Source organism: Hymenobacter telluris (assembly GCF_017313265.1).
GTDB lineage: Bacteria > Bacteroidota > Bacteroidia > Cytophagales > Hymenobacteraceae > Hymenobacter > Hymenobacter telluris.
The window spans coordinates 263,412-287,318 of record NZ_JAFLQZ010000003.1 but is presented as its reverse complement, the minus strand read 5'-3'; the positions used below and the strand labels follow the sequence as shown (position 1 = coordinate 287,318).

Genomic DNA, 23,907 nt, shown 5'->3' with positions numbered 1-23,907 from the left:
AACAGTATTGGTGTAAAACTGTGGTGCTAAAACCTCAACAGAATGGACCCAACTTTTCACTACGGACAGACTTATGCAGGTTGTCTTTCCTGCATCGTGCTTACAAAAGACTGCATGATCTTGTCTATGGAAAGATTACGCTCGGCATAAGTACGAGCGTTTTCAGCAATATGGCTGTTTTGTAAACTCAGCGCCTGCTTGATGCCATCATTCAGGGCTTGCTGGTCCTCAGCGGGTACTAGTATGCCCATGTTGTGCTCTTGCACAAGAGTATGCAGGCTAGAGCCTTCGTTGGCAGTAATAACTGCCAAACCTCCCACTGCTAGGATAGTGGTTACTTTAGACGGCATTACCAAATCACTGGCAGTTGCCTTCTGTATTACTAAATGTATATCAGCCAGGTTAAGAAACTGATTGAATTTATCGAACGGCTGTAGTGGTAAGAACACAATGTTTTGCAGGCTCAAATTCTTGGCCATAGCCTGCAATATATTCTTGTAAGGTCCCGAGCCACAAATGATAAATTTGACAGCAAGCTGGTTCCTAAATTCCTGTGCTGCCTGAATTATATATTCCAGGCCCTGCTTTTCGCCTATGGCTCCTGAATATAAAATAATTCTCTCGTGTTCTTTGAACCCAAATTCTCTCCGTAGGTCTTCTTTGTCTGTAATAGGATAGAATAATTGCGTGTCCGTCCAGTTGGGGAGTGATTGTACCGTTCTTCTAGCTTTTTGCTCTATTCGGCTTATCATGCCGGGGGATATGCTGCTAATTATGTCAGCTTTAGAAAAAATATAATCTTCTATAGTAAATAGAAATTCTACTGCTTTCTTCGATTTAATCAGGTTTAAATCCCTCGCAGCTTCAATCTGCAGGTCTTGGATATGATAGATGAATTTAGATTTTTTTAGTTTTTTATATATTATTCCTAATAAGCCGAAATGAAAAGAGGGAGCTACTACAAATACCGTATCGAACCGATAATTTGGTAGTAGAGAAACTATTTTAAAAAAAGACGATAGTAGAAAAGTGAAATCAAGAAGTATGCGTTTCAACCCCGAAGGCTTGGCTGGTACATACATGGGGCATCGGTGAGTGGTGATGCGGCCACCTGATAAAAATTGCTCATTCTCAGTTGAGTACCCGAATCTTTTCTTGAAATAAGGCTCTTGGATTTTCCAATAAGGATAGTAAGGATATGCTGTAACAACTGTGCAATCATAACCGGCTTCAGCAAGCCAATGTATCATCTCACCATTGTATTTGCCAATGCCAGTCAACTCAGGGTGAAAGTTGTAGCTTATCAGTAGAAATTTATTCTTCATGTGCTACCTGCCGCTTTTGCTTTCTCGGATTTTGCAATATATCTGTGTGAAGTAAGACATTTTTAAAATAGCAAATGATAGCCCTCTAGAACCATCTCGAAAACCACCTAATACCAGAAAACTGCCCAAAAAATATAGTGGCCCGATCCAAATAGTTTGCATCAATTTATACTTGAGCCGTTGTTTCCAAGTGAAATCAGAATTAGTGGTGTTCGTTTTTAAAAAACGTGCGGCTTCCCAAGCAGCGTATTCATTATGCTTTGATACGTAGTGAGAAACTCCACGAAAATCCTGATGGTCAATTTTACTGTGTAAAACTCCAATCTCGCCGTTTAGGATAGGATGTTCATGCACTTCCATGTCTAACTGGCTCCACTGCTGCTCATCAATCCGCTCATACTCACCAGCGCCTACCCGAAAAAGCGCGAGTTTCCGCAACGGATACCCGCCTTTCAGCTGCTTGCCCAGAAAATAGACCGTATAGCTTAGCCAATAGCCTACATTGCTCGAAGAGTTGTCTTGTAAAGCTGTGCGCAACTCCTGCTTGAAACTATCGGTCAGATATTCATCGGCATCTAAAAACAACACCCACTTAGTGGATGGTGTATAGTTACGCAAAAACCAATTTCGTTTCTTAGGAAAATGTCCATTCCAAATGAAGTTAACAACTTCAATACCGGCTTCCCGCGCAATAGCTATGGTAGCATCAGTGCTACCTGAATCAATAATAATGACGCGGCTAGCCAAGTCAGAGCCAATAGCTGCCAAGCAACCCGGTAGATTAGCAGCCTCGTTCCGGACCGGAATAGCAATAGTTAAATCAAGGAGATTATTCATTCGAATAAACCAAGCAAAACAAAATCATATTTTCAATGAAAACTAAGAAGTAGTAAATTCTCTTGGCTTGATGGGTTTGCACGGAAACCCCGCACATACCGTCCAGCTAGGCATGTCTTTGGTTACTACCGAACGAGCCCCGACCACACACCCATCATTAATAGTAACGCCAGGGTGAATAAATACTTCTGCTGCAATCCACGTTTGGCTTCCGATGTGAATTGGTTTTGTAATAAGAGGAAAGCCAGGATGCGAATAATCATGAGTACCGGTAACCAAATGCGCACCTTGTGATATAACCGCTCGTTGCCCAACTATTATTTTTCCTTGCGAGTATAGAATAGCACCGCTGGCAATACCACATTCATCGGCAAGCTCTAAATTCCATGGTGCCCATATTTTCACTCCCGGATATACATGCACGCCGCGTCCTACTTTGGCACCAAAGCATTGCAGCAAAAAAGCCCGCCATTTATGTAGCGGCCTGGGTGAATACCGGAAAAGCAAGAAGGAGCACAATTGCCACGCAACTCTTCCTAGGCGATTGCTCAAAGAAAACGACGGGCCAGTATGCGTATTAGTATTTACACTCATTTTGATTGGTACAGGACTACCACAAAGAAATATTTAATATGGTTGATCATTAGATTGATGATAATATCAAATTCAGAAATATAGATGCTGCTTCTATTATAGTGCGCAAGCTGTTTTTTGGGCTACCGGTCCGACGGCAAAATAGGCATGATAAGCTGCTCGTGCATTTGCTTTCATTTCCTGCTTGTCCGTCGCGCTTAGTTCGCACCACTTTTCCAGTAAGCGTTGCGTGCCTGCAAGGGTGTCATCGTCCACTAGGCCGCCACGAGCATTTTCAATCTCGCGCCAGATATTTACTTGGTTGGAAATTAGTACTGGTACGCTACACGCCAGCGCTTCCACAACCGCAATACCGAAGTTCTCTTGGTGACTTGGCAAAACGAAAGCCTCGCACCCATAGAAGGCTCCCCACTTTGCGTCTCCTTCCAGCATACCGGGAAAGTAAACCATATGTGGTGGCAGCTGCGTGGCCAGTTGCTGGATGTATCGACCGTAGTCGGTGTCTAGCCCCGGCCCAGCAACAACCAGCGCCGGTAGCTGAGCTGACACTGACGGAGAACGGCTCGCCTCGCCGTAAGCTTGCAACAGTAAGTCAACTCCTTTTTTATCGTGAATGCGGCTAATAAACAACAAGTACGGACGGTCGTGCAGTCCAGGACATTTAGCTGTGAATGCCTGCTGCATGGCAGGATGGTAAGGCGTCGGCTCTTCCACCCCAAGGCCTATCACCAACTCGCGTTGCGGGTGGTACGGAATGAAAGGCTGGCGAGCGAGCAAACGCTCCGTTTCGCAGGTGAACAACATCCCCGCGGCGCCATTCACTACGTGACTCTCTATGAGTTTCCAGTACGCCCAGTTGCGCCAGGCTTTCAGCCGCCGACTGGATGCCCGTTGGAAGTAAGGGTCCAGCATACCATGCGGCATCACAAACAAGCGAGGAACTTGTTGGGAGCCTGCTGCATCCAGTTGATGTAACACACGGTGCGTAGCATAGTTGGGATACAACCACAAACCGTGCAGAATAATACAGTCAAAACGGCTTACGTTAGCGGTTAGCCAGGCCGAAAGCAGTCTACTATAAGCCCACGGCCCGCGGCTTGGGCCGAGCGCATGGGTTTGAAAAGCATCGGCAGCCAGGAAAGTGGCAGCAGGTGCATCCAAACTCACTACTTCACTTACTACCCCCCTTGCTGCCAAGCCCGCAATCATTGTGCGCACAGCTTGGCATACGCCCCCCGCTTTAGGGTCCAGACTGGCAACAACGTGGAGCAGGTTCATTGGTGCGCAAAATTATTAAACATGCTGCGGCTGTAAACACTGCTTGTAAATAGCCTCAATAGCATCTAAAGCAGCGGCAGCACTAAATCGTTGAGCATTTTTCAGACCAGCGTCGACAGCCTTTTGTCTTTGAACTGGTGTTAGTGCTACAACCTGTTGAATAGTCTCAGCTGCGGCCGCGGCCCATTCTGTGGCCAACTGATCGGATGGACGACGCGGAATGTAGAAAGAGGCGGTACCGCCTACTTCTGTCATTGGTGCCTCTTGAGTGGTAACAACCAAACAACCAGCAGCCATAGCTTCAGCAATCGGCCACCCAAATCCTTCTGCTAAGGAAGGAAACAAGAAAACTGTGGCCCCTGCGTAAGCTAAGCGAATCATATCGTCATCGAACCCGCTAAGAAAGTGTATGTCCTTTTTAAAGGCTGATGATTCGTATTGACGAAGTATAGCTTCACTTGGGGGTTCACCAACCAGTAGCAATGGTAAGTTGTGACTTTCTTGTGAGCGCCAAGCATTGTACAGCTCTATGCATCCAATTCGATTCTTATACCACTGGTTGCCACCCACGTGCAACAGATATCCTGCAGTGAGTTGCAGGCTGGTGGCTTGGCTCCACAAGGCTCTGGCTTCCTCCTGGCTGTGTGGCGCGAAAATGGGATTCAAACCGTTGTAAACTACTGCCGACGTAGTAGGTGGTGTAGATAGAAAAGCATGCAGGTTTTCCTGAGTGGTTTGAGAAACAGAAATAAAATGCTTGCCTTGCGTATACCCTCGCCGAATAAACGCCTGATACACACGACCAGTCCAACTGGTTGGGTTTTCAGGAATGCGCCCTAGCGCAGAATGTTGAGCCAAGAAATCATGACAGTGAACAACGTGTGGCTTTTTTGCCAGAGTTGGTAGCCAGGGACCTAATGCTTGGTCAGTGAGTACTAAAAGCGTATCAGACGAACACGCTTTCAGGCGCTTTTTTATTGTATAAGGGAAAAGCAAGTATTGATCAATATACCCAAACCATTTTTTCAATGAATTGTGAAAAGCGAATTTGTAAATAAAGGGTGATGTAGTCCATTGTTCTACATGATGGCCGCGGGCCTGCATACCTGCTGCCAGATAATTAGCAAAGCGGGGCATGCTTTGAGAATTCAGGAAACTTGGATGCGTAAGGAATATTATATCCATTGCGCTACTTTTAATGCTTCACTAGGTTTAGGTACTGATGATCTTAATGAGGCAATCATCAGTCCTGCGATAAGAGTGCAAAACCCCAAGGATGTTGGTTGAGCCCATTGAGCCTGTAAAAGTGTTAAGGAACCAAAGCTCAAGAGCATCCAAGGGAGCAAGTCTTTTCTTACAAGCTTACGATAGCTGGCGAATGCAATTGTAAGGTCAAGTCCTACCCGGATGAAAACGACAGCTAAACCTAATATAGGTCCAAGCTCATAAATAGTACGACCCCACTCTTCATCAGGGGTGCCTATAACCTTGCTATTAGTAACTGGATCAGTTAAGACGGCAACAGCCACATTTGTCGCAATGCCCAAACCATTACCTAGCAGTGGAATATCCAATGCACTGGATAAAGCACCTAGCATCCATCCTAAATAACGGTTACCTATTACTCCCTTTACTAGGCCTCCCTCTACTTCATTTGCATCGGTGAAGCGAGACATGAATACTTCAGTTGCAGTCTGAAAGAAACTTATGTTATTCAGTAATATCAAAATAGATGCCACTGCTACGATTGCACCAAGTATGCGGAGCATAAACTTGGGATTTCGCGTCATTGCAAAAACAAGAAACACAACACTTACAATTACCTGAAAAAATAAACCGCGACTAATTGATAGTGGAATAGCTGCTAATAAGCCTATGGTGGCTGCTACTAAAACCAAACGGTTTATACGAACTGGGTGGATTAAGAAGAAAAGGATAAATGTTGCCGAAAGTTGGTAGAATAAAGTGGTACCGTTGGTGAAAGAAAATGTGCCTGGCGGGCGGAAGTAATCCATTGCTCCTCCAAAGCCGGCTCCAGCCATATCGCCACCTACCCCTCGATTAACAAAAGCTGACTGAGGACTATAGAACTGGAGTGCGATAAGTACAGTCATTGGAAAAACAAGCCACAACAATGTTTTACCAATTCTTAGTACATCTTCTCGATTAAATACTCGTCCTATTACAAAAATCAAAGGGAAGTGGATGAGAAGAGGGCGTGCTCCAAAGAGTGCCACGTATATATTACCATGGCCAGCCAGTATAGCAGTATATATTCCTGTAATTCCAACAAAAGCCATTCCGCTCAAAAATATATTTTGAGGAAGTAAGCCCCTTCGCCATGCAGTGAATACCAGCCACAACGCAACAGGGTCACGAATAATAAGTAGAGGTGTTGATAAACCAGGAAGCACCCATTTCCGGAGTGCACCTTCAAAGATCAACAATACAAAGTACAGCCATATACCTTGTTTAAGAGATTTGTTACGGTCAACATTGTGCCATTCCTGTACACCATGCTTGTCGCTCGCTATGAAAGGAGAAAGTGTACGGGTATTCACTGTTGAGTAATGATTAAAATTAGGAGCTAGTTTTGTTGATTGAGGAAAATAGCAAGAGAAACAACAAATATGATCCGGTATAGGATAGCAAGTATGGAGATTGTATTACTGATTTAAGTGCCTTCTTACAGCACTTGACAGTTCTTCGCTATACAGCTCCCAGGGCCTGTTCCGCGCTTTATCCCATGCTTCGCTGCCTGCTTCGGCAATTAGGGTAGGGTGGGTGAGAATATGCTCAATAGCATTTTGAATAGCTGAAGGAGAAGCAGCCTCAATGAGCCAGCCATTCTGGTTATTCATGATAAGGTCGGGTCCAGCTGAGCGGTCGGTGGTAATAACGGGAGTGCCCTGAGACATGGCTTCTGTCATGACAAGCCCGAACCCATCGAAGAGAGAAGGAAAAAGCAATACATCATGAGCGCGCATAAGTTGAAGCACACTTTCATGAGGCAAGGTTGGATACCATTGATGCTTTGCCAGTTCAGCGTCAAGCGCCGGGCAATTATCACTGCCTTTATGCCCTACCAAAGTTAACTCAACCCACTTGCTAAGTGCATTTACAGCAGCAAAGAGGTCGGCAATACCTTTCTGCTGAGAAAGTTTCCCGACAAACAGAAGTTTGATTTTCTGTCCTTCTTTTCTAGTAGGGTACTCACGTCTTGCCCCTACTGTAGGAAAGCCATAAGGTATGATATCAACAGGGGGCAACGCTCCCGGGTATTCTTTTAATGTATTGGCAACGAAGGTACTAGCGACAAAAATTCGGCTTGCTAGTCTTAATTCTTCGTCTTTTATAGACAGCTTTTCTTCTGAATCGTTTAGGCCAGTCATGGTAGAAGCCCACGCTGGCCAGCGTTCTTTCTCTCCCGCAAGTAACCGCCGTGCGGCTCTCCAGTACCCAGTAGGCAAATCGTAAAAGCATTGCAAGCCAAGCTTGTGAGCCTGGCGGAATGATGAAACGGCACCATCTTCGTAGGCATATACTGCTTGGGCACCGCGCTGAGTAGCATATTTAATACTATCTCCGACCCGCTTATCTAAATTGCGGTAAACAGCATCGATACTGAAAATACCCTGCTCGTGCTTAGTAAGCTGATTGAAACCCGCACGGGAAGCGAGTAACCTTCCGGCTTCGAACCAGGGCCAAGGGGTAGTGTGCGGACGTAAACTGGAATCGAAGCGGCGGCGGCGGAGTTCTAATAGGGGGCGTAGTGCTCCTAAACGGTCAAGCAAGGCACCCGGAAACACCGCAATAGTGGTATGAAATTCGGCTAACAATGCGGCATCAGCCAGCCCTTTAGCCGCAGCTCTGACATTGGCATTGCCAGTTGGGTGAGAGAATATGACGCTCATTATAGTGAAAATGAAAATTGTATAATGAACGAGGTTATCCTAATAACCAGGCTCGGTTTGCAGCTAGGAATTCACAAGGATTATAGTCTAATATTTCACATCTAGACTTGGAGATAGGCTTAGCTGGATTGCCAACCACAATGGCGCCAGCAGCAACGGACTTGCTTACCACTGCACCTGCGCCAATAACAGCTCCTCGTCCTATGCGAACACCTGGTAAAATGATGGCCCCAGTACTAATCCAGACGTAATCCTCAATCCTGATTTCAGCACAAGCCAAGCTCCATTTATGGTCTGAAACATCATGCGATGCTGATAATATTTGTACGCCGTCGTTGATGCAAACACGCTCCCCGATAGTTACTGCGCAGTGCAATGCTATAGTAGCTTTGCCAACGAAGGATAAGGCGCCAATTGACAAGTGCTTTTTAGACCCATCAATTTTTGCTTCTCCTATCTCCGCTAACTCATCAATTACAGCTCCTCCTCTCAGCAACTCCCAGCGTCGATAGTTGCGAATATATAGCTCTGAAAACGAGAAGAGACGTTTTCCCCAGGCTCTGTAAAACTTTTTGGAATGGATAGGGAATTTTGCCCTGTTCACCCAAAGAAAGCGTAGGCTTGCCATACTAGTTATTAATTGTTAAATGGCTTAGCAGGCGCTCAGCAATGAATGAAACGGTATTTTCATTGGATACAGGTGCGATGTTAAGGGCTACACAATCCTTGAAATTGCCGGGAGTGTAAACAACTATACCATCTGGCAATTTCAAAGAAATCTTGGTCCTAGGATGCCAAGGCCGGCCCGCACAAATCACTCGTAAGCCGTGCTCTTTCATAGCCGCCGCAGTACCACTCTTCTCTATCAAAGCCGTTGGGGTAGTGGCCAAACCGAAGGTAGCCTTTCGCAGGATTGCCGAGATATAGCTTGGTGATTGCTCGCCTAATACTTCCACGGTCAATCCGGCAGCCTTCCATGCAGAAACCCAATGTTCTGCTTCCGGCCCACAACGACCAACAAGCACTAACGTCAAAGAGGTGCCAGTCGTTTGCGCGTATGCGGCGGCTTCATCGGTGAATGGTTGAACAAAAGAGCTTTGATGAATATTGCCAAACAATACAAGCGATACTGACCGAGACGTATCTGCTATAGTAACGCTATTACAATTTTCACTGTCAACGTTTTCAACCGGGATGTTGCCGAATAGTGGCAAAGAATGAGCTGTAGCGCCCAGCTTGGAAAGCTGTATTTGGTATAGATGAGTCTGAGTATGGATTACTCTAGGTTGTATCAGATTAATCAAGGACTTAATTATGAATTGCTGAGCCTTACCTAATATCCTGAATTTTATAGGTGCCTCATAGTCCATGCCAACCCATAGCTCATGAAACATGATGTGCCATTTTTTGCCCCGGCCAAGGCTGGATAAGTGTTTACCCATATTGTATGGCAATCCTTTTTTGTGGAAAGCAAAAGGCACAAACTGTAGGCTAATGCAATCAGGATTGAATTCATTCACCCACTGTTCTGCTCGTGCAAAACGTTTACTTGACTTCCAAACCGAAGGTAGACGAAGAACTGATAAAGCTTTACTATCGGAAAGCTGGTCGCCAAAATAAGCTTCATGAACATGCTGGTCATACAAAGATATAGCTGATGCATAATGCCCTGCTCTAAGAAGTTCTCCTGATAAACGACGTACATAATCTCCTATGCCGTCACGGCCAGGTTCGAGTGAGCCGCATAAGAAAATTATTTTCATGAATCTTATAGAGTTTCTTTATAATTGGAAAAGATAATACTGGTCTACTTTACTGCAAAATTAATAAAACGACTTGCTAAATATTTTATGCTGCCATTCTCTTTTAATAGGGATAGTGCTAACGATGTTTTGTTTTTAATTGATGGGTCCATCTTTAGTATTCTTAATTTGTCGTCAAAACTCCTGTTTCTGAAAAAGGAATAATGTTCTATGCTTTCATGCATTAGTGATTGATTTACCCATGAGCTACCAATGCTATGATCTAGTTTATTGACGGAGCAGTATGCATCGTTATGCCATCTAAAATTCATAAGATATTCAGGCAAGAAGCCGATTTTTACTTTGCCAAGAATTAGGCGATAAATAAACTCTTGATCAAAGGCTCCTTTTGCATTTATGTTAAATGGACCAAAAGATTTCCATATTTTTTTTCTAATAATACAAGCTTCTAATGGGATAGAATTATTTTCTAATAAAAAATTGTATTCATGATTCTGAATTATTCCTGAACTTAATTTGTCACGGCCGAAATGTTTTGTAAAAGCAAAGCTTTTATCTTTATCGATTAATCCATTTTCGTCCATATGGTATTGATTGCAAAATACTAAATCACATTCGGGGTTGTTTTCAAGGAAGGATATTAATGTTTCTGAATAGTTTGGAGTTAAGGTGTTATCGTCAGCTAAAAAACCAATATATTCAGTGTTTATACAATCTGCTGCAGTATTCCAGCAAGTAACCATTCCAGGATCAGGGTTTCGTAGTATAACTTGAACTCGGTTGCTCTCAAGTTCTTCTGACGAGAAGTTGCCACCGCATATTATATGTTGCGTCTTAATAGACTGTTGATGAACACTAGTCACACACTCTCTGAGGTATTTAGGCTTCCCGAAAGTTGGAGTTGCTATGCTTATCATTTTAGGCATGGTTGAAAATGTGATTTGCTATTTGGTTTAATATCAAATTATAAATAAATATCTAACTAATAGTTTTTTTGCTTATCACAACTCGTGTCTATTTTCAATAAAATTGTAAATAGATATCAAAAAATATTTATTAAATTATTCTGTTGATGTATCAATTTTGGAAAATATAGAGCTTATAAATGCAGATAATATATCACTTGAAGTAATATGAAGTTCTTTTCTTGCTTTTATTATATTGAGTGCACCATAAAATGGATTTGATAAGCCTATAATCTGCTTAATGGCACTGATTTTGTCTGTTTTTTTCTTCTTAGCAAGAGCTACTTGTATTAAAGAGTATTTAAGAAAGTTGTCTTCATCAGAGGGAGGAGTTTCGAGAAACTCTTGAAGCCACTCATTGCATTGTATAAGGGCTTTTGTTTTTAGAGTAATGATTCTAATATTATTGCTAGATGTAATTGAATATCGATTCATACGGTAATTGAAAAGCGTAATATTTGTGTGAGCTATTCCGTTTTCAATGCTAGCTATCCATGCACTTAAGTAATCAGACGCCCATGCTAAAGGAAGTTTATAAAATCCACCTCTAGCTTTTAATGATTCTGTCTTATATACAAAATCTGATACATACTGATGCCTATGTTGTTTAATACATGACAGAATAAAATCATATACGTTCTCGTAATCAGGATTTATTGAAGTTATACTATAAGGCTTTGAGGTTTCGTCGATAATTTTGGAACGACAGTGATATACAGATAATCCAGGATGTTGTTTAATCAACTTTATAAATTCTTGCAAATAATTATGTTGTAGTTTGTCATCATCACCCATTAAAATAAAATAATCTCCCGAAGATTTTTCTAAACAAATATTCCAATTATCAACTACGTGTTCTGCTCCAATATTTGTTTCGTTCTTGAAATATTTTATTCTACTGTCTGAATAGCTAGATACAATTTTGTCGATGGGTTCTGGTGAACAATCATCAACTATTATGAGTTCGAAGTATTGATAATCTTGTTTTAGAATACTGTCTATGCATTCCTTTAAAAAAACGCTCTTAAATGCTGGAATGCCAATGCTGAATTTTATCATGATTGCATTTTATTGTTAGTTAATACTGTTTGATATCTTATTAATTTTGATAAAAGTGTAAAATAAACAATTTGTATATTCCACTGATGCTACAAAAATATTCATATAAAATACGCCTTTAAGGGTCGAAATATTAAATAAAAATAGGCTTAGAACTGTAGCCAAAATGCTGACTGAAATAGAATGAGATGGATGCATAACCCAGCCTTTAGTGGAATACAGAGAATATGTACTGCCAAGCAATAAAATAATGCACGAACTTAACATAGCTAAAAAAAGCTCAGCATGCAACCCCCCATATTTCGGCCCAATGATCCAAAGTAATTCTTTGCTTCCTGCCCAAGTAAATACTAATATTATTCCAACTACAGCTATCAATAGCAACTGTAATCTAATAAAATAAGCTCTGATTATGTTTTTGTAATTAGGTAATCGGGCAAATCTTGGAATAATTAGCATGGTAAAAATAGAAGAAAATAAACTCAAGCCCATTGTTAGTCGACTAATTGCTCCTATAGTAGCAATAGATTTTGTTTGACCAAAAAAAGATATCAACCATATATTAAGTTGGCCTGATAAACAGTAATATATTAAACCTGGTATAGATAATTTGACAATATTTAGCAAAGATTTACGTACTTCTATGTTTGGATGTTCATTTAGTGAAACTCTCTTAGAAGCTATTTTTTTGAGTTTTATATTTCCGTAAATACGTGGTATAGCACCCGCTAATATTACAAGAGATGATAAAGGAGCTATTAATAAGGCAACAATGCTTAAAAAAATTCTTGCGATGCTTACGCTTACTTGATTTTTCTGAAGTGGCTTTATGTCTTGGAATAGCTTAGGTGCTATCTCATATATTGAATCAGACATAGCTGCTAGAAAAGCAGGTATAATGGTAATAATAATGGCGAAAGTATTAATTTTAGAAGCGCCATGATGTAGTAGCAGATAGGCTAATATTGGAGTTGATATAAGAAGACTTACAACAGCAAATTTCCTTCGTAAATCTAACCCAGTTGATAGAACTATGCTGAGTTTTTTGCTGTCTTGCCATACTTTTCCTCCTTCCGACATAACAGCTATATTTATGCCACTATCAGCAAGAATTATTATTGTTGCTAGCATAGTATTAGCTAATGTGTATAAGGCATATTCTTCGGTAGGTAGTAGTCTAATGATTATAATTCCACTAACTAATACTGCTATCTGAACAATAGCTTGACTTCCGCCGGTAATTGCTATTAATTTACCCCATTCAACAAATTTAATATACCTTGGATTGCCTGATATTTGTTGAAAGCCTGTCTTCATGTTAACTTAAAATAAAGTATTTTTTTCAATATTTTATAAATACAATTGTTTTGCTATTGTTTTTTGGCTTCATGGGTTCTGAATTCATACCCATACTCATAGCCGTAGCCATAATTACTTCCATTAACTTCCTTTGCATCATTCAATACAAGCATAAGCTTACCAAGCATCTTGTCTCGATAGATATTCTTAACAATCGTAAGCCAGGCCTTTTGAGTGTAATTGTAGCGTACCAAATAGATGGTGTAGTCGATAAGTGAACTTATAGTGAAGGCATCGGCTACTTGGCCTACTGGGGGAGTGTCGATGATGATGTAATCGAAGCTCGCCTTGAGTTCGGTGAGTAGATGAGTGAACTTGGTACTCATCATCAGTTCAGCGGGATTGGGGGGCAGTGAGCCAGCAGAAATGACAGATAAGTCAGGTGCTTCCTGGGGGAATTGGATAATATCCTCGATGGAAACCGTGTCGGACACGAGGTAGTCGGTAATGCCGGGGCCTTCGCCGAAATGGAGCTTCTTGGCGACTGTTGGGTTGCGTAAGTCTAAGTCCAGCAGCACCACGCGCTTGCCGGTTATAGCTAGACTGGCGGCCAGGTTGATGCTGAAGAAGGTTTTGCCTTCGCCACTTCGGCCCGAGGTAACCAGCAGTGTCAGGTTGTTCTTGCCCATGGTTACAAAGTTCAGATTGGCCCGAACCAAGCGGAACATCTCTGCAATAGGGCTACGGCTGCCTTTGGTTACAACTACCGTATCTTGGGTGTTGTGGGCAATTTCGCCAATGATTGGAGCATCCGTAATGGCAGTTACATCCTGCTGATACTGCACCTTGTTGTTGAGCAGGCTGGCCACGTATAAACCCGCAAATGGAATACCCAAACCTAACAGGATTGCCATCAGGTAAATCGACTGGCCGTTGGGGCTGATTGGGTAGTCGCCACCCATGGCCGGGTCGAGCACTCGGGCTACGGAAGCGGTGGCGGCCAGCGAAATAGCCGTTTCCTCGCGTTTCTGTAGGAGGTAGGAGTAAATACTCTGTTTAATGGACTGCTGCCTATTTATTTGGAGCAGTTCTCGTTCCATACCCGGTACCTTTCTAATCTTGGATTGAAACTGCCCGACGTTGGATTTTAGGTTGTTGCTGGTAATAAGCAAACCCCGTTTAATGTTTCGGAGGTTCTCTAAAATCTTGACGCGCAACCCAATCAACTGCTCGTTTATATTCTGCACCAGCGGGTTGCCCGGCTGGGTGGTGCGTAGCATTCGCTCCCGTTCCAATTGCAGCTGATTGAACTGCCCTATTAAACCTAAAAGGGTTTCATCTTTGATACCCAATGTACTGGGAACCGTAGAGCTTTGGTCGCCAGCTTTTTGCAGGTACTTTTCTATCGATTCTAGCACCTCTATCTGAATAGCCCATTCCGAGAGTTGGGTATTGTAGGTGCTGGCCTGCTCGGTGTAGATGGAAGCCTGGGTGCTGACGTCGGTTAGGTTATTGGAGCTTTTGTATTTTTCTACCGTCTTTTCTACGTCTGATAAGTCGGAGGTAATGTATTGCAGACGTTCATCCAGGAACTTCAGCGTATTGGTAGCCATTAGGTTCTTGTCTTCAACAGCTTCCCGGTTGTAGACATCCATCAGCTTATTGACTACATCCTTTGCTTTTTCAGGTATTGGGTCTGTGAGGCTTAAGTAAAGGATGCTGGCATTTTTATTTATTGGCTGTATCCCAATGGCCCGGCTGTAGTAATCAGCTATCTGCTGGATATTTTGAAAGCGAACTATAATTTTAGTGCCGGCCGTAACTGTAGGCGTTGTTGCCACGACAGTAAATGAACCATAAGGTTTGGTGATAATCTGGCCGTATTTTAGCATGGTACGACCAGTCGCATCCTCTAATTCAAAAGTAGTATTTGATTTCGTATATATTGTTAATGTGTTACCAGGTGAATTGTCCTTTAGTACGGTTGGAATTACTTTTATTGGTAAGCCGCTGCCATATATTTCTTTATCAGTTACTCTCCCTTCTACATAATAGCTGGTAGCCAGACCTAATTCGCTGACCACGCGCCGCATCAGGCTTTTCGACTTTATAACCTCAGTTTCATTATCGATATTCCTCGTTGATTTGAAAGAGCTTAAATCGTTAAGCGCATCGGCGTTTGCTAAGCTTTGGCCGCTTTTATCATCCTTAATTAATAAAGTGCTATAGACATTGTATTGAGGTACTGCGTAATAGCGTAGATATAAAAAAGCAATTGCTATGCTAATTGCTATTCCCAGTAGAAATAGATACCAAAAGCGAGTGTACTGGGAAATGATACGCTTAATATCTTTTGCCTCTGGCTGTTCAGAGCGTAAAGGGAATAATTCGTTGGTAGCCATGATTTTTATCTAAGTATTATTTAGTAAGAAATATCAAGGCCGTTATTACCGAAATTCCTAGCGAAACCAGTGGAATATAAAAGCTGCTGTCGCCGCTTTGGAGCGACTTGATTTTCGCCGGCTCTACATATACTACATCGTTCTGTTGCAGATAAAAAGAAGGCGAATTCAAGGCCTCTTTGCTGGTTAGATTAATTCTGGAAGTGCTTCTAATTCCATTGGTTTCTCGAATAATTAGCACGTTCTCCCGTTTGCCAAACGCTGTTAAATCACCGGCCAGCCCTATTGCCTCCAACAAGTTCACTCTTTCACTGGGAACAAGAAACGTGGACGGTCTATTGACTTCACCGAGTACTGTGATTCTGAAATTGATGAATTTGATATTAACTATCGGGTTTTTAACGCTCTTACTTATTTCAGCAACCATTTTGCTGGTAGCTTCTTCTTTGGTCAGACCACCAAGCTTGACGTTGCCCAAAACCGGGAAGTTAATACCGCCGTCCTTATCAACCAGATAGCCTTCGTTGGTACGACTGGTAGCCACCCCACTACTAGTGCCTCCTATTGTTTGTAGAACGCCATTGTTGAATAAGACATTAGATTCTGGATTAAGGCTGCTTACCGTAATACTTAATAAGTCGTCGGGTTGAATTTTAGGATTGACTTTGTTTTTAACTTCCTCCGTATAGTTGGGGGATTTTTCTAAATCTTTAAAGTAGACTAAGCTTCTGGAAGAACCACAAGAGCTTGCTATTAGAAGGAAAAAAAGATAAAAAAATGTGCTGCGCATTCGTGCGGTAAGTGAAGACAGGAAATAAGAGCTGTATAGTGATTTATTCGGGGATTTGCGCCCTAGTAAGCCATTATTTCAGGGTAAAGGCTGCCTGTTGGTGCCTTTGCATTGATCTAAGTTTAAGAGAGAAGAAATTTCTACAGAAAATCACCTTTAAACCAGATTTACCAGTTGCGAATATAATAGATGAACTTATATAAATGCTTATTACAAGTTTTATAGTAATCCAAACGGTAGGTTTGTTTGATTCAGGGGGCACAGTAAGCTGCCAAAAGGCGTGAAGCAGGGAAAATCCACGCTACAGATCAGACGTATAGTCCCGTTACTTGCTCTGCGAGGAACGATATGTTGGCCAGGCAAGCCCCTGCCCAGTCAGCTAGCTTAGCAAACGGCTTCACAAAATTTTCTAACGCCCCGGATTGCTAATGTAAAAAGCCACCAGCCAGGCGGTGATAAGTGTGAAGGGGCAATGCATAGGTAACAGCTCAACTGCTATTCTACCGCACCCGCACCACGCCGGCGCCGTTGTAGCTGTGATACTCGGCGTTGTACATAGCATCGGCGCTGACGGGGCCGAGCTTGAAGGTGCCTTTGCTGACGGCGCGGCAGAGGTAGTAGAACGACTTAGGCGTGGGGCTGGCCGTGGTGAACAGGTTGAGTCGGTCGTCGCGCACGTCGAGGTAGTCGGGTTGGGCGGCGTCGGTGGCCCAGGTCAGGTCCCGGACCGCCCCGATGCGCGGATTCTCGATTTCCAGGCCGGCGGGCAGCAGGTCGGTAATGGCCACGTTCTGCACTTCCCCGGCGCTTTCCGCGGATTGTAGCGTGATTTTGACCACCACCAAATCGTTCTGCCGGAAGCTGGTGCTGCCCAGGGGCTGGCCGGCGCGGTTCAGGAACTGGCGGCGCACTTGCAGGTAAGCGTCTTCCTCGATTACCTGCCCGTTGCGGCTGATGCCTTCCATTTCCCAGAAGTAGTAGAGGCTGCCCTTGCCGCTGGTGCGCAAGGCCAGCGGGCGGTTGGCCACGTTGTTTACGGTGAGGTCTTTGCCCGTAAAGTTGCCCATGGCCTTCCCGTCAGCCAACACACTTGCTGTGACCGTGCTGGCTGCGTTTTTCTTGGCCAGCTTGCCCAGCGCCAGCAGCGAGAAGGCGCGCTCCTGCGTGTTCAGCCACTGCGCCGATTTCACCTGGCGGCTGAGCTGGCGGGCTAGTGTGTTTATCTGCGGGTTGCTGGGGTCGGCGGCGAGGAGGGCGTTGAGCACCAGGGCTTCGTCGCGGATGGGGGAGGAGAACGAGCCGTCCAGCTCGCGGCTGGCCATGGTTTGGGTGCCGAAGCGGGTGGGCAGGGCTTCGCGGTAGCTGCGTTGGTTGCCACCCACGGCAAAGGCGCAAGCCAGTACCCACCGCGAATCTTCGGCCAGCAGCTTGCGGTTGGCTTTGTAGTAATTGAGCGCCACCGGGTCGGGGCGGCCGGCCAGGGCCAGCACGTAGAGCGAGTACGGAATTTCCTTTTTCGCTAGGGTGAGCTGCTGAATTACGCCGCCGGTCTGGATGATGTTGTAGGTGTTGGTTTCGCGCTTTTTGGTGCGGGCTTGCAGGTAGCCGAGCACTCGGTCGAGCACGCTCTTGTTCACGGTGAAGCCGGCTTGTTGGGCTTCGAGCAGGAAGTGGGCAGCGTAGGCCGTGGCCCACCAGTTGTCGTAGTCGCCGCCGGGCCAGTAGCTGAGGCTGCCGTTGTACATCTGCTGGGCTTCCACCTTGCGGATGGCTTCCTGCACATGATAGTTGGGATTGAACAGGCCGGCCTTGCCCGTTTTGCCGGTTTTCTGCCCCAATGACGCCGCCAAATCCCCGTAGTACAGCTGCGGGAAGGCGGCCGATACGGTTTGCTCCAGGCAGCCGTAGGGGTATTGCAGCAGGTAGCGCAAATCCTTGGCAAACTCGGTCATCGGCGAGCGGCTCACCACCAGGTGGCTCCGCATCGACGACGGCAGGAAGTCACTCGTTAGGTTCAGCTGCTGCGTCGCGCCACCCGCCACCACGCCCGCCCCCGCGCGCTTCTGCAACGGCGAAGCAGGCCGGATGGGTAGCTCGATGGTTTCGGTTCCTAATTGAGGTGGTCCAGAGTTAGTTGACCTTCTATTATAAGATACTCTAGTAGTTAGTTTGGCATTGCCCAAACGAGATGCAGCTACTCGGAATACTATGCGCTGCTCGGTATTTGGCTTTAACACTACTCGCCGCCCTGGCAACTCGGCTTCTTCGTAATGGCCTTCGTCACTTTGATTTGGATCCGTATCAGCGGGTGTTTGAATCCTGATCAGAGGGTCTTCAGAAGTGTGTCTAGATGGAGAAATTCTTACACTGCCAAATAATACGTCTTTCGTTGTATTTGTCAGTGTCACCGGCACGTCAATCGTGTCGCCGGGGCTGAGGAAGCGGGGGAGGGCCGTTGATATGACCACCGGGTCGGCGACGCGCATGGTTTGCTCGGTGGAGCCGAAAGCGTCGTTCTTGTAGGCCACGGCCATGATGCGGACGGCGCCGCTGAACTGCGGCACGCGTAGCTTGTAGCGCACCAGGCCGCTGGCGTCGGCGGTGAGTACGCCGCTCCACTTGGCGAATAATTTCACCCGGCGCGAGGGAACGGGCGTGGTGCGGCGCGAGAGGTCGGAGGCGTCGCCGCCCGACGAGCTGGTGCCGAGTTCGGGCAGCAGGAAGGGGTACACGTCGTAGGCGCTTACTTCGAGGGCGCGCTTCTGGTAGAAATAGCCATAGGGGTCGGGCGTGCGGTAATCCTTTAGTTGCAGGATGCCTTCATGCACGATGGCTAGCGTCACGTTGGCGTTGGGCGCGGTGCGTACCTCCACCGTTTGCCACACTTGCGAGCGGCTTAGCTCAGGCGCTTTGATGGCCACGGCCAGCTTGGTTTCCGGCTTTTCCACCACCAGCGGCACAAAGCCACGCGCTACCGTGAGCGGCAGGCGGTTATCGGTGATTTCGCGGATGGCGGTGGCCGTCACGTAGATGTTCGGGACGTGCCCGCCCTGAATCGGGATGCTGACTTGGGCTGATTTCTCGTCGGTGTTCACATAGAAATGGTTGAGCACCCGGTCCCGCTCCACGGTCACGAGGATGCGGCCGGGGAAGGGCGTTTTCAGCAGCAGATGGGCGGTTTCGCCGGGCTGGTATTTCTCTTTGTCGGCGGCAATAGTCACCTCGCCCTCGTTGTTCACCTCGAAGGCGTTGCTTTGGGTGTCGCCGTAGCCGTAGGCGTACACCTGCTGAGCCACGTACGTATCAGCGCCGGGCCGCGACACGCGCACCTCGTACTCACCGGAGTAGCTGGCCGGGAAGCCCAGGTTGCCAGCGTTGCCCTGCTTGCCCACCGCTACGCGCTGGTCCATCACGGTTTCCTCGCGCCGCTGCGAGTTGTACACGTAGCGGCCGCCCTGGCGCTCAATCACCGTTTCCCACAGCAGCCGCACCACCTGCACGCGGGCCTCGGCGCTGGTGGGCTGCCCGGCCGGCGTGAGGGCCACCAGCTTAATTGGAATGACTTCGCGGGTTTCAAACATTTCGGGCAGCGTTTTCAGCCCGAACATCACCGCCTGGGTTTGCACCTCGAAGGTGGCCAGGCGGTTGACGGGCCGGCCGGTTTCGTCGAACACCGTGGTGAAGGCCGTGCCTTGCAGCGTGCCGAGGTCGGTGTAGTTGGGCAGGTCGTAGGTGGCGGTGCCGCGGCCGGCGGCGTCGGTGGTGCCTTCGCGGGTGGTATTCTCGAAGCGGCTCGCCAACGACGAGGTGCCCGACTCGTTGCCGTAGCGCGTGCGGCGCTGCTCGCCGGTGCTCAGGCTAAAGGTGTAGTCCTCGAACTTCTTGGGGGTGAAGGGTTTTTCTTTCAGCGAGAAGTCCACCTCAAACTTGCGGTCGGCGGCGGGCGGGCCGAATAGGTTGAGGGCGGTAATCTGCGCGGAAACGGTTTGGCCGGGCTTGACTACGGCGGGCGTGGCCTTCACCGTCACCTTCATCCGGTCCGGAATAAACTCTTCCACGCTCACCTGCCGCGAAGTCAGCAGCACGTCGTTGCCGGTAAGCACTTCCATGGTGTAGGTGCCGGTCATGATGCTGGGCGGCAGAATGAAATCGGCCTCGAAGCTGCCGGCGGCGGTTAGCTCCTTGCGCAGGCTGGCGTATTCCTTGCCGGTGGGCAGCAGCAGCCGAATCTTGACGGGTAGCTGGGCCACCGGGTTTTTCCAGTCCTCGGTCCGGATGATGGTGTTGCTGCGGATGGTGTCGCCGGGGCGGTACAAGTCCCGGTCGCCGTAGAGGAAGGCCTGGTAGCGCGCGGCGTTGCTGAGCATGCCGCCCACCTCGAACCGCGACGTTTCCACGCCGCTCCGGGTCAAGTCCAGAAACGTGAAATCCGACTCGCGCTGCGCCACCAGCATGCTCAGCTTGAAGCGCGAGTTGGCGGTAGTGGTGTCGAATTTGGCCACGCCTTCCCGGTTGGTAACGCTGGTGCTAATCACCTGGTTGTTGGAGCTCACGAAGCGCACTTCCACCCCCGACAGCGGCTTGGCCGTGCGGATGGAGTTGGCAAACACCAGCGTGCTGCCATTCTTGCCCTGCTTCACAATCATGCCGATATCCGACACCGATACCAGCTTGCTGACTTGCAGCCACTGCCGCTCGGTGTCCTGCACTTTCACCACGTACAGGCCCTTCAGCCCACCCGAAAACTCCAGGTCTTTCAGGTTCAGGTTCAGCAGCCGTACGCCCTGCGCCTTGGGCAGCCCGGCCACGGTGTAGGTCCGCTCGTTGAGCACGTTGCCGAGGTTCTCAATATCATAGTAGCGGTAGGAGCGGTCCACGTACCCGCCGTCTTCACTTTCGCCTTCGCTCTCCCCGTCTTCGTTGTATTCGGGGTAGCCGTATTGCTGCTCGCCGCGCAACAGCTGCTGGATGTTGTTGGCGTACACTTTGGCAATGGTTACCTGCACCTTGGCCACCTCGTTGATGCGCACGCCCAGGTTGCGGGAACCCAGCGCATCGAGGTACATGGCCTTGTCGGCGCTGGCGAAGCTGATGGTGGGCTGCTCGGTCACGAAGCTCACCGTCTCGGTTACGCTGCTGGCCAACTGCCCGCCCAGCGCCCCGCGCACGCCCTGCACCAGATTAATCTGGTAGACTCTGCCAGCCTCGAACCCGCCTTTCAGCACGAACCCGCTTTCCAGCTGCTCCACCGAGTACGCCACTGCCGGCGACACCGTGAGGCCGTTTTGCAGGTCCGCTTCGTTGACGGGCTGGTTGGTTTGGATGGTTACGATGGGGTCGGCGTTTTGCAGACTGCCCGTAATGGAGCGCACCTCCAGCTCCTGTTGGTCGGGCACCGGTACGGTGGTGGTGTACTCGGTGGTGGAAGCTCGGTCGCTGCCCACGGCCTGCAAGCCCTGCGCCAGCGCCACCGTGAGCGGGCTGCCGGGGCGCACGTCCTGCGTGAGGCCCACACTCACCGTCTGGCCCGGCTCCACGTTGCGCACCTCGAAGGCCACGGGTTGCCCGTCCTGGGTTACGCGCAGCAGCGGCTTCACGTCGGAGGGACGCACGCTGTAGTTGAAGGGCAGATCGATGCGCATTTCGGCGGTACCGGCGGCCCGCGTCGAGCGGCCCCAGAACGCCTGCGGCTCATTCAGGGCCAGAAATGGCGTGTGAAACTTGGTGCGGCTTTCTGGTAGCTTCAGCTTCTGCTTGTTGCTGGGCAGCGCGGCCGGTTGCAGTTCCGCCTGAAACGTGGTGCTCGGCCGGAACGGCGCCAGCGGCGAAAACACCAGTTCCCGGTCGGAAGTCCACTTGAACTTGCCGCGCATGGCCGGCTGAAACTTCACATACTGCACCGTGTCCCAACGGTCCTGCTGCGCCTTGTCCACCACGGCCTCATCGAAGAGAAACACCAGGTTCTGCTGCGGGTCGATTTCCTCGCCGTCGGGGTTGGCGGCGGTATCGGCGCCGGGCTTCGAGCAGGCACATAGCACGGCCAGCAGCACCAGCAGCGGCAGGCGAGAAAGGGTACGAAACAGCATGAGAGGGAGGAGCTTGAAAGGACGCCGGAAGGTATAGTAAAAACGACGTTCTTGCTATGTTATGTATAGATTTATAGCGTTTTATTACATAAGCAATACACTAAATGAGAAGATCTCAAAATAGGTTATTACTCGTTGCGGTTTTGGCAGGGATTCTTTCTTTCTCTGGCTTCTCCTTTATAGAAGTGCAGCAACCATCGGTTGCCACAAATAAGGCACCTGCTTACATATTGGCGTTGAATTCGCTTACTGAGCGTTACCTGCAAAAAGACATTCCGCCGCATAACCGATTACGGAACCTGCATGAGCTTCTCGTCGGTCGGTTAAAGAAAGTAGGAATTGATACAGTGCTCTACTATCAGAGCGGCTGCGTTGGATGTGAGGCACTGCCTGACCTAAATGCTATAGACAAACCAAGCAAGAATTGTCAGTGTAACGAAGAGGAGCTAACTGTCTATTTATTCTGGCGATATAAGGGAAAGACTCTTTCTAAAAAGCTTGATTGCTGCCAGAATCAACCTGTAATGGCAGGAAAGGGAAGTATCATTGATTTCTACTTCCAAAATAAAACTCACTTCATAGCTGGAGAAAAATTCTTCCAGGATTTCGTGGCCTACAACCGTAGTCATCCCAATGCAATAAAGTTTTTACCGCCGACATCAATACACGATGATGTAGTTCATGTGATGTTCTATCTGGGCAGGAAAACCATTCAGTTTCAGGTCAGGGGAGATGAATTTACTACTGCCGGTAATCCGAAACACATGCACTACACCTGGAAGCGCAAGCAATGGGAATGGATGAAGCTGATTGAAAAAGCAGTAGCTGGAAAATAAGATTCTACACCCCCTCAAACACCTCAGTCCACTCAATACCAACTTCTGGCAGCGTGTGGACAGGCACAGGGCCAGGCGTGTAGAACTCGCCACGCACTTGGTAGCGGCCTTCGTGCAGCACATACACGGTAATACTCTTTTCACCGGGCGACACAATCCAGTATTCCGGCACTTCATTTTCCTCGTAGAGGTCGAATTTCTCCTTGGTGTCGCGGGCGAGGTTGCCGGGGCTCAGGATTTCAATAATCCAGTCGGGCGTGCCCACGCAGCCTTTCTCGTCCAGCTTTTGCGGGTCGCACACCACGCAGATATCGGGCTGCACCACCGTTGTAATCTGCGCGTCGCCGTTGGCCGACGTTTTGGTGAGGCGCACATCAAATGGGGCGTGGAAAACCTCGCAGCTTCGGTCGGCCAACTTTGCGTAGATCGTGCCCATTAAGCGGCTGGAAATTCGCTGATGCATGACCCGTGGGGCGGGACTCATGGGCCGCACTTTGCCCTTGATGAGTTCCACCCACTCCGTCAGCTGCCACGTTAGGTAGTCGGCGTAGGTATAGCTTTTGGTGAGGTCGAGCTGGGAGAGGCTGGTAATGGGCGGCATGGCAACTGGATTTCGTGTACAAGTAAAGATACGGGAAGCCCCTGCTTGCAGCCGATGGCGCAGGCAGGAGCTTTGCGCAAAATCATTACTTATTTAACCCAAGCTGCGAGGTGGGTGCCGGTCTGCTGGCTTTTTTGCCAGCGGACCAGTCGTTGTCA

17 protein-coding genes are annotated in these 23,907 nt (G+C 47.6%); 1 reads left to right on the top strand and 16 read right to left on the bottom strand.

The genetic code is table 11. The annotated features are described in order from the left end of the window. Positions 1 to 71 precede the first annotated feature (71 nt). The 15 genes from J0X19_RS06095 to J0X19_RS06025 form a co-directional block, all read right to left on the bottom strand. Positions 72 to 1,325, bottom strand: a complete 1,254-nt coding sequence (locus J0X19_RS06095; protein ID WP_206982614.1) for a WcaI family glycosyltransferase — start codon at positions 1,323 to 1,325, stop codon at positions 72 to 74. A 3-nt stretch (positions 1,326 to 1,328) separates the two neighbouring features. Next, a complete protein-coding gene (locus J0X19_RS06090) occupies positions 1,329 to 2,162 on the bottom strand; it encodes a glycosyltransferase family 2 protein (protein WP_206982613.1) in 834 nt (277 codons plus the stop codon). Between the two features lie 42 nt (positions 2,163 to 2,204). Next, positions 2,205 to 2,621 (bottom strand): LbetaH domain-containing protein, encoded by a 417-nt coding sequence (locus tag J0X19_RS06085; protein WP_242582138.1) that lies wholly within the window; start codon positions 2,619 to 2,621, stop codon positions 2,205 to 2,207. Positions 2,622 to 2,852: 231 nt separating this feature from the next. Then, positions 2,853 to 4,034, bottom strand: a complete 1,182-nt coding sequence (locus J0X19_RS06080; protein ID WP_206982608.1) for a glycosyltransferase — start codon at positions 4,032 to 4,034, stop codon at positions 2,853 to 2,855. A gap of 15 nt (positions 4,035 to 4,049) precedes the next feature. Next, on the bottom strand, positions 4,050 to 5,171 hold the full coding sequence (locus tag J0X19_RS06075) for a glycosyltransferase (RefSeq protein WP_242582135.1): 1,122 nt from the start codon (positions 5,169 to 5,171) through the stop codon (positions 4,050 to 4,052). Positions 5,172 to 5,209: 38 nt separating this feature from the next. Further along, complete coding sequence (locus J0X19_RS06070; RefSeq protein WP_317194755.1) at positions 5,210 to 6,595, bottom strand: hypothetical protein; 1,386 nt, start codon at positions 6,593 to 6,595, stop codon at positions 5,210 to 5,212. Between the two features lie 105 nt (positions 6,596 to 6,700). Then, positions 6,701 to 7,948, bottom strand: a complete 1,248-nt coding sequence (locus J0X19_RS06065) for a glycosyltransferase family 4 protein (protein WP_206982603.1) — start codon at positions 7,946 to 7,948, stop codon at positions 6,701 to 6,703. A 34-nt stretch (positions 7,949 to 7,982) separates the two neighbouring features. After that, entirely contained in the window at positions 7,983 to 8,576 is a 594-nt protein-coding gene (locus tag J0X19_RS06060; protein ID WP_206982600.1) for an acyltransferase, read from the bottom strand. 1 nt (position 8,577) lies between these two features. Then, positions 8,578 to 9,711, bottom strand: coding sequence for a glycosyltransferase family protein (locus J0X19_RS06055; RefSeq protein ID WP_206982597.1), 1,134 nt, complete (start codon positions 9,709 to 9,711; stop codon positions 8,578 to 8,580). Between the two features lie 44 nt (positions 9,712 to 9,755). After that, complete coding sequence (locus J0X19_RS06050) at positions 9,756 to 10,637, bottom strand: glycosyltransferase (RefSeq protein ID WP_206982595.1); 882 nt, start codon at positions 10,635 to 10,637, stop codon at positions 9,756 to 9,758. 135 nt (positions 10,638 to 10,772) lie between these two features. Beyond that, positions 10,773 to 11,735, bottom strand: a complete 963-nt coding sequence (locus J0X19_RS06045) for a glycosyltransferase family 2 protein (protein WP_206982593.1) — start codon at positions 11,733 to 11,735, stop codon at positions 10,773 to 10,775. A 15-nt stretch (positions 11,736 to 11,750) separates the two neighbouring features. Then, the gene (locus J0X19_RS06040; protein ID WP_206982590.1) at positions 11,751 to 13,052 is read right to left on the bottom strand and encodes a lipopolysaccharide biosynthesis protein; all 1,302 of its coding nucleotides are present in this window, start codon (positions 13,050 to 13,052) and stop codon (positions 11,751 to 11,753) included. Between the two features lie 53 nt (positions 13,053 to 13,105). Continuing rightward, entirely contained in the window at positions 13,106 to 15,436 is a 2,331-nt protein-coding gene (locus J0X19_RS06035; protein WP_206982588.1) for a GumC family protein, read from the bottom strand. A gap of 16 nt (positions 15,437 to 15,452) precedes the next feature. Then, positions 15,453 to 16,226, bottom strand: a complete 774-nt coding sequence (locus J0X19_RS06030; protein ID WP_206982578.1) for a polysaccharide biosynthesis/export family protein — start codon at positions 16,224 to 16,226, stop codon at positions 15,453 to 15,455. Positions 16,227 to 16,726: 500 nt separating this feature from the next. Beyond that, positions 16,727 to 22,312, bottom strand: coding sequence for an alpha-2-macroglobulin family protein (locus J0X19_RS06025; RefSeq protein WP_206982576.1), 5,586 nt, complete (start codon positions 22,310 to 22,312; stop codon positions 16,727 to 16,729). Between the two features lie 104 nt (positions 22,313 to 22,416). Between J0X19_RS06025 and J0X19_RS06020 the strand changes: the two genes are divergently transcribed. After that, the gene (locus J0X19_RS06020) at positions 22,417 to 23,148 is read left to right on the top strand and encodes a hypothetical protein (RefSeq protein ID WP_206982574.1); all 732 of its coding nucleotides are present in this window, start codon (positions 22,417 to 22,419) and stop codon (positions 23,146 to 23,148) included. Between the two features lie 4 nt (positions 23,149 to 23,152). Here the strand turns inward: J0X19_RS06020 and J0X19_RS06015 are convergent, their stop codons facing one another. Next, complete coding sequence (locus J0X19_RS06015) at positions 23,153 to 23,749, bottom strand: Uma2 family endonuclease (RefSeq protein WP_206982572.1); 597 nt, start codon at positions 23,747 to 23,749, stop codon at positions 23,153 to 23,155. Positions 23,750 to 23,907 lie beyond the last annotated feature (158 nt).